This window comes from Phormidium pseudopriestleyi FRX01, from assembly GCF_017313335.1.
Classification (GTDB): Bacteria; Cyanobacteriota; Cyanobacteriia; order Cyanobacteriales; family Laspinemataceae; genus Laspinema; species Laspinema pseudopriestleyi.
The window spans coordinates 1-13,429 of sequence record NZ_JAFLQW010000046.1 but is presented as its reverse complement, the minus strand read 5'-3'; the positions used below and the strand labels follow the sequence as shown (position 1 = coordinate 13,429).

At 41.6% G+C, this 13,429-nt stretch carries 11 protein-coding genes; all 11 read right to left on the bottom strand.

Translation table 11 applies throughout. The features are described from left to right. Positions 1 to 2: 2 nt before the first annotated feature. The 11 genes from J0895_RS01770 to J0895_RS01720 all read right to left on the bottom strand — a co-directional run bounded on the left by J0895_RS01770 (position 3) and on the right by J0895_RS01720 (position 12,660). Complete coding sequence (locus J0895_RS01770; protein ID WP_207086430.1) at positions 3 to 869, bottom strand: class I SAM-dependent methyltransferase; 867 nt, start codon at positions 867 to 869, stop codon at positions 3 to 5. A gap of 41 nt (positions 870 to 910) precedes the next feature. Then, the gene (locus J0895_RS01765) at positions 911 to 1,816 is read right to left on the bottom strand and encodes an FkbM family methyltransferase (RefSeq protein ID WP_207086429.1); all 906 of its coding nucleotides are present in this window, start codon (positions 1,814 to 1,816) and stop codon (positions 911 to 913) included. Between the two features lie 222 nt (positions 1,817 to 2,038). After that, entirely contained in the window at positions 2,039 to 2,980 is a 942-nt protein-coding gene (locus J0895_RS01760; protein ID WP_207086428.1) for a glycosyltransferase, read from the bottom strand. Between the two features lie 69 nt (positions 2,981 to 3,049). After that, positions 3,050 to 3,850 carry an FkbM family methyltransferase gene (locus J0895_RS01755; RefSeq protein WP_207086427.1) on the bottom strand — a complete coding sequence of 267 codons (801 nt, stop codon included), beginning with the start codon at positions 3,848 to 3,850 and terminating at the stop codon, positions 3,050 to 3,052. Between the two features lie 276 nt (positions 3,851 to 4,126). Next, positions 4,127 to 5,518: a flippase gene (locus J0895_RS01750; protein WP_207086426.1), complete on the bottom strand. Its 1,392-nt coding sequence runs from the start codon at positions 5,516 to 5,518 to the stop codon at positions 4,127 to 4,129. 21 nt (positions 5,519 to 5,539) lie between these two features. After that, positions 5,540 to 5,734 carry a hypothetical protein gene (locus J0895_RS01745; RefSeq protein WP_207086425.1) on the bottom strand — a complete coding sequence of 65 codons (195 nt, stop codon included), beginning with the start codon at positions 5,732 to 5,734 and terminating at the stop codon, positions 5,540 to 5,542. Between the two features lie 356 nt (positions 5,735 to 6,090). Beyond that, entirely contained in the window at positions 6,091 to 7,137 is a 1,047-nt protein-coding gene (locus tag J0895_RS01740; protein ID WP_207086424.1) for a GDP-mannose 4,6-dehydratase, read from the bottom strand. Between the two features lie 308 nt (positions 7,138 to 7,445). Then, entirely contained in the window at positions 7,446 to 9,713 is a 2,268-nt protein-coding gene (locus tag J0895_RS01735; protein ID WP_207086423.1) for a GumC family protein, read from the bottom strand. Positions 9,714 to 9,833: 120 nt separating this feature from the next. Next, complete coding sequence (locus tag J0895_RS01730) at positions 9,834 to 10,496, bottom strand: hypothetical protein (protein ID WP_207086422.1); 663 nt, start codon at positions 10,494 to 10,496, stop codon at positions 9,834 to 9,836. A gap of 17 nt (positions 10,497 to 10,513) precedes the next feature. Next, a complete protein-coding gene (locus J0895_RS01725; RefSeq protein ID WP_207086421.1) occupies positions 10,514 to 10,933 on the bottom strand; it encodes a hypothetical protein in 420 nt (139 codons plus the stop codon). 23 nt (positions 10,934 to 10,956) lie between these two features. Next, positions 10,957 to 12,660 carry a ribonuclease E domain-containing protein gene (locus J0895_RS01720; protein WP_207086420.1) on the bottom strand — a complete coding sequence of 568 codons (1,704 nt, stop codon included), beginning with the start codon at positions 12,658 to 12,660 and terminating at the stop codon, positions 10,957 to 10,959. Between the last annotated feature and the right edge of the window lie 769 nt (positions 12,661 to 13,429).

Sequence of the window (13,429 nt, the reverse complement as noted above, 5' to 3'; positions counted from 1 at the left end):
AATTAGCCCTTCCAGCGACCTGCATAAAAGTAACGATTACCCCAAGAGTTCGGTTGTAATGCAGAAAAAGCTTGAGAACAGCGACGCAGTAGAAATAGAGCAACAGAGCGAGGGTTTAAGTTTTCGGAGAAAGATAATCGGTTCGGTGCAGGCCAGGAAACTTCTGTGATCGAGTATTCCAGTTCTTCTAATCCGAACTGTTGAAATAAGATCTTTTGCCCTTTGGCAGTGGCCAATATGACATGGTAAGGCGGCATTTCTGTTCGACGACGATGGAGGGATCTCAAGCAACTTAAGGTGAAAGTAAATAAATTTGTATTATTTTCTAATGGCCCTTGGGCTAATAATAAACCCCCGGGTTTAATTAAACTTAAAATTTTCGGCATTTGGCTATTGAGTTGGGTGAGATGCTCGATCGCATCTCCCAAATGAAGGATATCCGCGATCGGTTCTTGTAGTTGATTAACGGAATTGCGATTAAAAATAATTGCACCTGTGTTTTGCTCAACAGTTTTGGCAACTTCTTGGTTAAACTCTACACCGATCGCCTGCCAATTTAACTTTTTTGCTTCTTGCAATAAAGACCCTGCACCACAACCATAATCCACAAATGTTCCAACTTTTTCTTTCTTTAACCACTCAATCACGTGCTGAGGCGATTTCGGATCTTCTACGACCAAATCCACCCCAAAATTTTTGCCATAATTCAGCCCGTACATTTGCTCCAAGACTAAATCCGTGGGCATAGGATCGCAATAAAGCGAGTTGCATGATAAGCATTGAATATAGGTAAATTCCTCTCCTTGATAAAAGGTAGAACCCAACCAGGAAGGTGCTGTGCGATTCTCATTACACAAAGGACAACTCATAAGTTTATGGTAATTTTTGACCAACAATTTTATTGCCTTGACTAATCATTAATTAATTTAAGTTGTTTAGCAATTTCTTTTGTACATAATAAATAGTTTCCATAACTATCATGATTAGTTGAATTGATTAAACTATTAGGCATAATAAAATCTACTTTTTCAGGAGAATTTATTTCATCAATTTTAAAATATAAATATCCTTTGTTTTCCACTATTTTTTCGACTTTTTCCCCAATTTCTAAATTTAATATCTCAAGTAAAATAGAAGGCTTCATCAATTGTAAATATTCTTCAAATCCTTCTAATACTTCGGCTTCATGCGTTTCTACATCAATTTTAATTAAGTCAATATGAGGGATTTTTCTGTCTTTAATAAAAGAAGCCAGTTTACAAGTGATAATTTTAGTTTCAATAACTGATGAATCATTAGCCAGTAAATTTTTGTTGACAGTTACAGAATAGACATGATCAGTCGGTGTATCATAAATAATACCCTTTCCATCATAATTTGACAGAGCTAATTGGCAACAATTAATTTTATATTGATTTAATTCGCAATTTTCTTGTAATTTTGTAAAGACTCTATGTACAGGTTCAAAAGCATAAACTTCAGCAGCAGGATTCACTGTTTTAGAAACTAAAGAATATAATCCAGTATTTGCCCCAACATCTAAAATGACATGAGAAATTTTGCTTAAGTTTATCCAACAATCTAAGGATACTTTTTCATATCTCCCTTGTAGTCCATTCCAGAAAATTTCATTTTCAATTAAAAAGCCATAATGATTCATCCAAAAATAAAGATTTTCTATATTAATTTTAAATTTTCCTTGAAAATGTAAGTGTTTGTAAATTGAGGCTGGAGGAGTTCCAATCAATTTAACAACAGAAAAAATTTCTTTTTTAAATGGGAGATTTTTATAAATTAATTTGAGTAGTTTTTTCATGGTTGTCCAAAATAAAATTATTTGATTGATTTTAGTTTAATCTATTAGAGCCTGAAAATATGATTTTTCATATTGATGAATAACTTTATGAATTTCCAAATAATTTTCTACATAGCTTCGACCCGCTTCAGCCAAGCGAGATCGCAGAGTCTTATCAATAGCTAACTTTTCAATTGCTGCCGCGATCACCTCTGAATTTTCTTTAAGAACTAATATCCCATTTTATTCATTTTTGATAATATCCGTTGACCCACTCACCTCAGTAATTATTAATGGCTTTTTCATCCATAATGCCTCAATCATCACTTGACTAAATGCCTCTTGTAATGTCGGTTGTACAACGATATCGGCTGCTGCCATCAATTGCATCGCATCCTGTCGCCATCCCAGTAGTTGTACCATATCTTCTAGACCTGCTGCTTGAATTTGTTCGGCGATCGCATTGCGTTCCGGTCCTTCTCCCACAACTAACAATAAAAGATGAGGAAAGCGAGATTTTAATTGTTGAATCGCTGGCAATAAAAAGCGGTGTCCCTTTTCTTCATGAAGGCGACCAAATGTTCCGATCACAAAATGTCCATTTAACCCTAAATCTTTCCGCAATCTCTGGATATTTTCCGGAGATGGATCCGCATATTTTGCTGATTCAAAGCCATAAGGAATAACATCAACTTTATCATGATTGACTCCCTGCCATTTTATCAAAATTTCTCCAATGTAACTAGAGGGAACGATAATGCGTGTAGCCCCACCATTCATCATTTGTTCCAGTGCAATTAAAGATTTTTGTTTCCAGCCATTCCTTAAACGGTAGATCGAATCAGAATAGTGCCGACCCAGGATCAGGCGAGTTTTCGGGTAAAGGCGCGTGGCTAACCAACCGATAAGACCTTGATCGTAATGGTGCGTGTGGATGAGATCGATTTTTTCTCGTTCGAGAAGTTGGGCCAGCTTCAAGCCTATTACAGGATAGTCTGAACGACGATCGCCATGCAAAACCCAATGAGAGATTCCCGCTTCCTTATAATCAGGGAAAATGATATTGCTGGTGTCACTGAGAGTACAGACCATCATCTTAAATTTAGACGGATTCGCATTGCGGATAATTGTGTCAATGAAATCATATCGATTAACTAAATCAGCAAAATGAAGTACGCGAATCATGGGAATCACTGAACCTTGTTTAATAAAAATGAACGAGCATCTAAAGTATTGCGTTAAGAAAAAAAGTGGTTACAAACCGAGGTCATCTTTTTTTAAATAAGGAACAGCTAGGATATTTGAGTAAGCAGAAGTAATCGTGTTGACAGGGACTAAAGTTCCTCCAACTTGCACCTCAACAAAGAAATAGCGTGGTTTCTCCAAACTCCCTAGAAATTCAATCGTACTGGCTACCTGGAGTCCGAATTCTCTGGCTGCTTTCTCGTTCGCTTCAAATAGAAGAATGGGAGCATCGTTACGGTTGAGCGTTTTGCAGGCGCCCTGAAAAACCAAGAGTTCCGCTCCCTCGACATCACACTTGATAAAGTCCGGTGGCAAAATTACACCAGCCTCAATCAAGTCATCTAACCGATGTTGTTCGCAAACGCGATTGTGAACTTTACCAGCTTCACCATGTGTCCAATCCACTAAACTAGCAGTGGAAGGTTCTTCCGGAACATACAAAACTGCTGTACCCGATCGCTCGGACAGTGCATAGGGGAAAAAGGATGTATTTTCCAACCCTTTGAGAGTGCGAGTGAGAGCAGGTAGCAACTGTGAATTAGGTTCAAAAGCATACACCCTACCTCCCGAACCCACCAATTGCGATAGCAAGACTGTATGATAACCAATGTGTGCCCCAATATCTAACGCAACATCGCCACTTTTAACAGCTCGTCGCATAACCTCTTGCTCATCTTGTTCTGGCATCACTCCGCTCAATAAACCCTGTGCTGCCATGACCCGCAAATCTGCGTACAAAATCCCTTGATCGCTCAGAAGAATTGGTACGGATTGAAGCGACTTCAACAGACTTGCCAAAAACAGTGTCAAACGAGTCCTCCCTCTAAGCTTGCTGTTTAGAAGGAATCGCACTAGGGTGGCAGGAAAAGAAAGGTAAGGTTTCTGAATTGCTATACTCATGTGTTTTGACTAAAATTTCAGACATGGATGGCGTTAAAAAATGTAAACATTTTTTAACGCTTTGTGTTTTTGGCACAAAGAATTCCTGACGAAGGAATTCGCGATAACTTTGAAAGAAGAATAGGTGAAATTGTTGCAGTTTTCATTTGTTTTAGTATTTGTTATCTGGGTGTTTGATACTTTGATTTAGGGTACTTTATAAGACCGATCTACGATTGTGGATGAATAAGAAGCGAGAACGCGCGCCGCCAAACCAAAAATAACTAGGCTTTCAACGATCGCCCGTAAGCTCCAAGCTACTGCTGCGCCTACCGCACCAAAAGAACTACTCAATAAAGCAGTCATCAATAAGTAAGGTAGAATTTCAGCAGCTTGGATGTAAGTAATCATATAAGGTTTACCGACTGCCTGCAATAAAAATGAAGGCACATAAGACATTCCTTCAAAAAAACAACCCATAACTAAAATATATAGAGGAATAATACTTTCTCGCCCATATTCTGCTCCTGCCCAAGTTGTCAAAAAAGGTTGAGCAAAAAAACAAATGAAAGTTGCACTTAGGAATAGGCAGAGCAATAGACCTCGACAACACTGCGAGTACATTGTCTTTAAAGATTTTTTTTCCGTATTGACCTGTAAGCGACTAAAAGCTGGGAATAAAGATTGGCTCAACGCTCCAGGCAGAACATTTAATAACTTGGCGATAGTAAAAGCCACTGAATAATAAGCTAATGCCTTGACCGATGCAAATCGAACCAGAACGATTTTTTCAGTACCCGTTAAAACTGTACTGATTAAAACTATTAGTAAAATTGCTGAACCATAAGTAATTAGCGGCTTCACTAAAACAATGCTTAAAGTTGGTTTTCGCAAAAAAGGCAATAACTTGTTAGAAATTAAAGCCATATTTACTGCCATTAAAAAGTTAATAAAGCTAATTAAGAGTACAGCTCCAGGTAGCCCCAAGCCTAGTAGTAAAACTACCGGAACTAGGGAAATTTGAGCGACGTTATAGCTTGCTGTAATTGAGTTATATAAATCAACTCGAAAGCGAACTAACTGGGGAGTATTTAATACCCCCGATATTGATCGGGCAACAAATCCTAATGAAGATATCCGTAAAGCAAGAATAGTAGGTTCTTGTAATGATTGGGGTAAATCTAAAAGTTGTTCTACAATTGTTCTTGACATGATAGCCAAGAGAAAAGCGGCCAATAACACGGGAATTGAGTTAATTACAAGAGCAGTCCAGATGACTGCGACTTCCTCCTCCGTATCCCCACGTGCATTCGCTTCAGCACCAAACTTTGTTGAGGCAGAACTCATGCCTATGTCAGCGAATCCTAAATATCCTATCAAAACGTTAATCAGCGCTAGTACACCATAGGATTCCGTCCCTAGTAAGCGGATGACAAAGGGTGTTGCTATCATTGACGCCACTAGGGGTGCAGCCTGTCCCCCGATACTCCACAAACTGCCTCGAACGAGGTTCGCATTTAGGCGCTCTGAATGTCCGTCATGAGGATTACAAGAAGGTGTTGTTTTGGAAAAATTAGGTTGTTCATTATTTTTTTTCATTAAAATTTTTATGGGATAAAACTAGGATACAAAATATTCAATTCGACCCAATAAATTAGAAAGACGTTGTTTTTGCCAATTTGAAACCGCTGGGCTGTCTATCAATTTTTTTGCTTCCCTTAGCATTGCTTCTTGTGCTTCAGGTAAGAGTTGTGAATAATTTTTAACCTCTAAATTACGAATTACGACTTTATATATGGCCTTGGCTTTATTCATCGCTATCGTCTGTTTGGTTTGCCGCAATTATTTTACTTCAAGAATAACTCAATTAAAAACTCTTACTTGGTATCTCCATTAAAGTTTTTGGTTTTTTCCGTGCTTGCAAAAGTTATTCGTTTCCCGAACTTGGAAGTTAGTGCAACGGTTGCCTGCAATCCGGTCAAGTCGTTGCCCTTATCTAGAATGAAATAACTTAGGTTATGTAGCGACCCTAAATGAATTTGATATAAAGATAGCGAGCAAGATGTTTGGGCTTGCCGCACACGCTACGCCGCACAGCGAAGCCATGCCGCAGGCTTTACGCACTCCAAGACTTTCAATCTTGGATCTATTGTTAAACTGATTTAGACTGGCTATACTAAGAAAATCGAACCTCCCGCAACGCTTCGGTTGTTCGGTGTCAAACTATCGATCGCATCGTCCAAAATTTCATCGAGCGATCGCGTGGGTTGCCAGCCCATATACTCGGCAATTTTCGAGAGGTCCGGAAAACGCCGCTGCATATCTTCAAATCCAGGTGCGTAGGCTTGTCCATAAGGAATCATTTGAATTTCAGACAGCCTGTTATTTCCTGTAGTTCCCACCCGATCAATAATTCGCTGGGCTAAATCCATAATCGTAATCTCCTGTTGTGACCCGACATTAAAAACTTCTCCAACGGCTTCGGAAGACTCGGCGAGGCCAATCAGTGCTCTGACTGCATCTTGGACATGGAGGAAGCAGCGAGACTGTTGACCATCTCCATATACAGTGAGAGCTTCTCCCTGGAGTGCCTGCTGGATTAAGCGGGGAATCACCATGCCATAGCGTCCGGTTTGTCGCGGTCCGACGGTATTGAACAGACGGGCGATCGCCACGGGCAATCCTTTCTCGTGATAATAGGCCAACGCTAAAAATTCATCCACCATTTTTGAGGCTGCATACCCCCATCGATTGCGACTGGTTGGTCCGAGGACCACATCATCATCTTCTCGGAATGGAATACTCAGTCCTTTACCATAGACTTCTGAGGTTGAGGCAATGACGACTTTTGCCTGATAGCGATTTGCCGTTTCTAGGACTTTCTCGGTTCCCATGATATTCGTTTTAATGGTCTGTACGGGATTTTCCACCACCAGTTTGACGCCCACAGCTGCGGCTAAATGAATGATGATATCCGCTTCTGATGCCAGTCGATCCAATACCATATCGTTTGTGATGTCAGCGTAGGCAAAGTGAAAGTCTGGGCGATCGAGTAAGTGTCGAATATTCTCGATACTTCCCGTTGATAAATTATCGATGACTCGCACTGGAGAGCCTTTAGCTAACAATGCTTCTGATAGGTGAGAGCCAATAAATCCTGCACCCCCAGTAATCAAGTAGGTGGGATGTTGTTGTCGTTCAAAAGGTTTGTTTAGCATTTCAAATTCCTCGATTTAGTGTTGAATTTTAATCTGAAAATGTATGATTCTATTGATTATCCAAAAATCCGGAACTCAAACCAGAGTTTTTCAAGATTTAGTCTAATTTTTAAAAGTGCTTCTCGCTTCATCTTCTATTTAAATTACTCCTAAATCTGTGAGTTGTCAACTAATGAGATTTTATCTCAAGCGTTGGGAAGGATCGCTGATTCAGAGATTTTCATGAAAAACTTCTTTATCTTGCGCGTTAGGGATATGGAATGTTCTTTTCCTTCCAAGTAGGGGCGCTGAAATGTAACGCCCAATATTTATTGTGAATGGACTCGGGTCTCATCTGGTGCATAGTAGCGCTCATAGTAGTTATAGGAAGTCGGCAGATATTGTTTAACTCCATTGGCGACTAGGCCCAGGATGGGGGTGCGAGACATTTTCAATCCATCAAAAACTTCTCGTAAAATAGCCCGATCGCTTTTACCCATGCCGATCACCATGACTAAACCATCGGTATGAGGAGCTAAAAACTTAGCATCGGAGATTGCCCCTAATGGAGGGGTATCAAAAATCACTAAGTCAAAACTCGTTTTAAACTCTTCAATTAATTGTTTCATTCGTTGAGAGGAAAGCAGGCGAGCTGGATCCGGTGGCATTTGTCCCGCCGTTAAAACATATAAGTTCTGATTAAGTGCCGACTGCTGAATGCTGTCCTGAGCATTGAGAGAATCTGTGGAAATCAAATTGCTTAACCCCCAGACATTGGGTAGATCCATACGGCGATCGATTTGAGGACGACGTAAATCTGCATCCACTAATAAAACACGATTTCCCATTGCTGATGCGGCTTCAGCCAGTTTTATTGAAATTGTGGTCTTCCCTTCGGCAGGTAAGGTAGAGCTGATTACAATGGACTTGAGGGGTCGATCTGGACTCATAAAATAGAGGTCGGCATGGAGAGAACGGAAGGCTTCAAAAAACCGAGAAAATAGATAGCCTCCAGATGATTGAACTAGGTTTTCTCCATCGGATACAGTGAGGTTCTCTTTCAGGTCTTTCTCAAAGGGAATGGTTCCTAAGATGGGGAAGCCTATATAATCTTTGATGTCCGCAACAGAATGGAATTTTGTATCCAGTTTTTCCGCTAATAAAGCGGCCCAAATTCCTGCCATTAATCCAGCAATTACACCCAGGAGTAAACTCCGAGGCAAGTTGGGAGAAATTGGATTCGGGCCGACTTCTGGTTGGGAAATTAGTTGCCACGGCATCGCTTTTTGGGCCGACTCAATTTGAAGATTTTCTCGGACCGCTAAAAATCGATTTAAACTTTCCGTTCCTAATTCCAGTTCTCGCTGTAAGTCGGTGTATTGACGCATTAACGTCGCTTGTTCTTGCATTTGCTGTTGCACAATCGTTTCGCCTTGAGCGATCGCCCATTGTCTCGCCCGAGTCATTTCTATCAGATTGACCGTTTCTATCAGCTTTCCAGTCAAATCGCTCCGCAGTGAGTTCGGAGTGGATAAGCCGCGAATATCACCCCGGACTTGAGAAACATTGGGCCCGAGAACTAATAAAGCTTCCTCTTGCAATAAAGGTAATAAACTATTCCGTTCATCAATCAAAGCTTGCATGGCAGGACTTTGCACCGTAAACCGAGTAGACTCTCGTGCCAGTTTTGCTTCGATTTCATGAAACCGATTCAACAAATCTTGATAGCGAGGTGCCTCACTGAGGGAGGATGCTAACATCGCTTGTTCTAATTCCAACCCTAACTGCCCTCGTAATTTTCCGTAGAGGGCTTGCGCTTGCACGAGCTGGGATTCAGTCTCTTGTCTTTCTTTGACTAAACTCCCAATCTGTTGGGATAAAATCTGTCCGCTTTGTTCAGGGTCAATGAGGTTATAATGCTGGCGAAATTCTTCTAAGTATTCTTGAAGGGTATCGACTCTCTGTTGCAGTCTAGGCAACTGGGTTTCTACAAACTCCAAGCCTTGACGTAGGGTAGTTTGCTGCTCCATTTCAGAATAATGAATATAACCAGATGCCAACTGTTTTAAGACAGTTTTTATTTTTTCTGCATCCGTGTCTTGATAGCGAATGTCTAATATTTTTGTTAATTTTAGTCTTCGTATGTTTAAGTTTTTTGTAAATTCACTAGGTTCAAAATCAGGATGATTTTGTTGAATATTATTGAAAATAGGATTAATAACTGGATTACTTAAAAGAACTTCAATTTGAGTCTCATAATCTAGGTTTTCTCCTTTTCCGATATTTTGAGTTAGAGTTTGATTAAGTTGTTCCAGGTTGTTCTGACCTTTAATCGGTTCGACTAAGAGTCGAAAATTTCCTTCATAAATCGGAGTTTGGGTTAACACTTTCACCAAAACGCCACAAGCAACGGCGATGCTGACTCCGGCAAACACAAAAATCCGGCGACGGGCAACGGAAAGTAGATGTCGAAGATTTAGGGCATCAGCATCATCATTGAGAGGCGGTAATATCGTTGAAGGTAAAGGTGTTTGAACGGAAGGGGATGGCCCGTTCAACTGCTGAAAGAAAGGTGGAGAGTTACCATCGATATCCATGATTTCAAAGTCAGGAATAACTAGAAGGGTGGGCAAGGTAAGATTTTTTAAGTTTGATCAGCGATCCATCATTATAAATCCCGAAAATCACTAACCGCTGGGTCAGAGATGGGTTGGATTTCACTGGGACCTTTCTTCGTTATCAAAGGGACAGTCCAAATTCCCGCCCACTTGAATAATAAAATCATCAAAATCCTGGTCCTCTAATTCTGTATCAACTAATAAAGAACCAGTGTCATCCCAGTATAAGGCCACTCCTCCGGTTCCCAGAGTGGAAAAGTCTCCTTCAAATCTGAGTTGCTTATTCCCTCCTGGATTTTGACTACTCGTCGAATAGAGAATTCCGGCAGGACGACCATTCAACGTAGATTCTAGGTAAAATACATAAGGGGTATTGGCCTGGAATTGAAAGGCCACTAAGGGTTGAGGAACGGTGTTGCCTGGAGTTCCTCTAAAATCATTGCTGATCCCCCGGCGAGAGTTATCCTGATAAGTAGATTCAGCTTCGACACTTTGTACCCTATCGGCAGGTTTGACTTCAACAAGGAGAGGGGTTTTTTCTCCAGTTTGTAAATTCATCACTCCAAAAGTGGATTGATAAGCGCCGTTGGATTCGATAAATTCAAACTCTATAATAGTCTCTAAGTCAAACAGAATCCCGGTATTATCAACTAGATTTTCACCAGTCGCTTTGACTGAGAGGGGATTGAGTAAAACGAGGGCGGACAAAGAAGCAACTGCCCCTAAGAACAGGCTGGTTCTAAACCGGATTTTACCTAGCATAGCACAGTTCCTTTTCACTACCAAGTTCTTAAATTTTGAAGGGCTTTGAGTCGTTCTTCTTCAGGAATGTCAAGAAGACTTAAGAATGTTTTCGTTTCTTCCAGTAATCGGTTGTATTGAGTACATTCGGTACTGATACAAATTCTAGAATTTTCTCGGGGTCTTCTGCTAAAGCGCCGGGGAAGATTTTCTGCCCTTTCTACTGAAGCTACACAGGAAGAATAAGCCTCTTGTAAAGCTTGATATAGCTCTTGGGCTTGAATTAAAGTTTGGGGATCGAGTTGGCTTTCAATTTCAAAGATAGGGGCGGTATTGTTCCAACTATTCGTTCCGGTACTATCTGACTGCTGGGGGGGAACTGCCAGAGCGCTGACAATCCAAAATACAGTTCCCACAGTAGATGCGGCGATCGCCCCTTTGATTCTGATGTTAACCATAACCACTGCTCCTATTTAACTGCCTAAAATCTCCAGCCTAAACCCGCCCCTAAAACAAATCTGGGTCCATCCCCAGCCCCTGCCAAATCCCGCACGGCGGGCGTAATGACAAAGGGAATATTTTTAAAGGGAGCGATGGAAGCACCGACGGCTAAATCTTGTCCTGTCCATTCGGCAATCACACTGACGGGTTCTATGACTCGCACAGCCATACTTCCAAATACATTAATGCCATTGCGATCGTTTTCTAGGGAATCTTCGCTTTGGAATTGTCCATTCCCCACACCAGCAGTAATCGCGATCCGACTTAACGGGGAAGAGAGGGATTCTTGGGTATGAATTATTTTCGTAACTGTGCCATAAAGCGAGTTTTCAAATCCATCATCCTCCCCCAGAAATAGAAACCCATTCCATCCGGCAGCGATCGCCCAGTCATTGGCAAATTGACGATGGACTTTGACATTAAAGCCGCCTGTACCGATATCGCGGTTGTTCCCAAAGACACTGGCTACGGTATAGCTGAGTTCTACCCCAACGAGATCCCGGGAATCACCAAATCCAAAGCCAATGGCAACAGCTCCATCACTATTGTCAACAAATCGGGTGCGAGATTGATAGGTCGCTGAAAGATATCCGGTGTTGCGATCTGCGCCATATCCGGTGGGATTGAAGATACTCAGAGCAGGTGAAGCGTGGATACTGGGCTGAATTTCAGCGCTTTCTTGAAGTTGCTGTACCTGCTCTTGGATCAGTTGAATTCCTCGGGGATCGGGTTGATAGACGGGGGTTGGGTTGGTCGATCGCCCGGGGGTGGAATTGCTTGGGGATTGGACCAGTGCGATCGCCGGTGCCGGATTGTGCGATTCCCCTGAGTCCATTGGTAATAAATCGATCGCACTTCCTAGTCTTGCAGAATCGCGTTCTTGAACCACTTGGGGAACCTGAATCGGAATCGACTCGGTAGCTATCGCCACAGAGTTTACCGGAGGCGGGGAAATTTGCGGAAGCGCTAACTCCTGACCCCGGTCTGATTGAACAACGGGTGGAATTTCAATCCGGGGTTGAAGCCATTTGGGGGTCGAGGGAACTGCGACGATTTCAGAGAAGGAATTGTCTGGATGTTCCTGAACTGACACCCAATTTATAGGCTGGTCGCGACTCACATTTTCTACTTTAACTCTTGGCTGCTCTGTAATTTCTGTTACCACAGGGGTAACAGGTGCAGCAACAGGACTGGGAGAAACGCCTCGCTCCTGCATTGCCACTGGTGCTCTGGGTGGCGGTGAATATCTAGGGACGGAACCTGGCGATCGTAAAGGCTGAGAAGTTATCTCCTCCGGACCTGCAACATTTGCCCAAGGAGAAGCGGCGCTAAATTCAGGAATGAACAAGGGAGAGCGGCTAGGGCCTTCTAAACGCAGTTTCCGAACAGTTTCCCCTTCTTGACGGAGTGATTGGTCCTCAGATGGTTCAACCCTAGTGCTTGTCGTAGATGCGATCGGATAGGAGTCAATCTCCGGCAAATTTTCTGGTGCAGAGGGGGTAATTTCCTTGGCTGATGTTTCTACAAATTTTGGATCTTCAGTCTCTTGTGTCCGAGGTATTTCATCCGGTTTCACACTTAGGGCGAGGTTCGCATTAGCGCGATCGGCACGTTCAGTATTGGACATTGAAGTTGCCAGAAATGCAACTGTAAACAATGAAGCCGTTGCTAATACAAGTCTCATAAGCTCAATGGTTCTGTTAATTGAATATAGATAATAGACGCATTAAATACCCGTTAAATAAAAGACAATAACCCAGGCTCATATTCAAGGCCGCTCTTTGTTATAAATTGAATTATTGACTCATACAGGGTAGAGTCTCTAGCTCCGGAAATGTTCCGAAATCAATCCAGAATATTTTTTTATTATCTTTACAATTTTATTCGATTAAATAAATATTTTGATAAAAATTTAATCGCATTTCAAAACTAAAGTGAAAATAAGTTTTTTTGCTTTGAAAGTTAAATTCACAAACAAATAGGCCGAATAGATATCTCCAATAATTGCCTGTCACTCCAGCCGTATCAAGGCTTTTTCTATGATTTGTGGAGAGGTCTAATATATAGCGGTTCTCTGTTGGATGAGCTATATACACCAGTAGGGCCTGCGCATTGCGCCCCTACCAAACTATTGAATATTCTGTAACTCACGCGCATGAGAACCGCTATAGATCCAATATAAAAAACGATAACCTCAATTTTTTCCTGTCTTAATAGCAGAATTATTTCAGGATATTAAGAATGGATCAAGTACGCCCAGACCCACATTATCTTGGACAAGCAAGAATTCCTACAGCAGGCGACAATTCTAGTATCAGAGCAAGGGGACAAGAAATCAAGTTTCTTGTCCCCTTGCTCTGATAACTTACGAAAATCTTGATATTGACCGCTAAATGTAGGGACAATTCAGGAATTTCCGATACTCGACATAGCCCGGTCTGTAAGTCCTGACT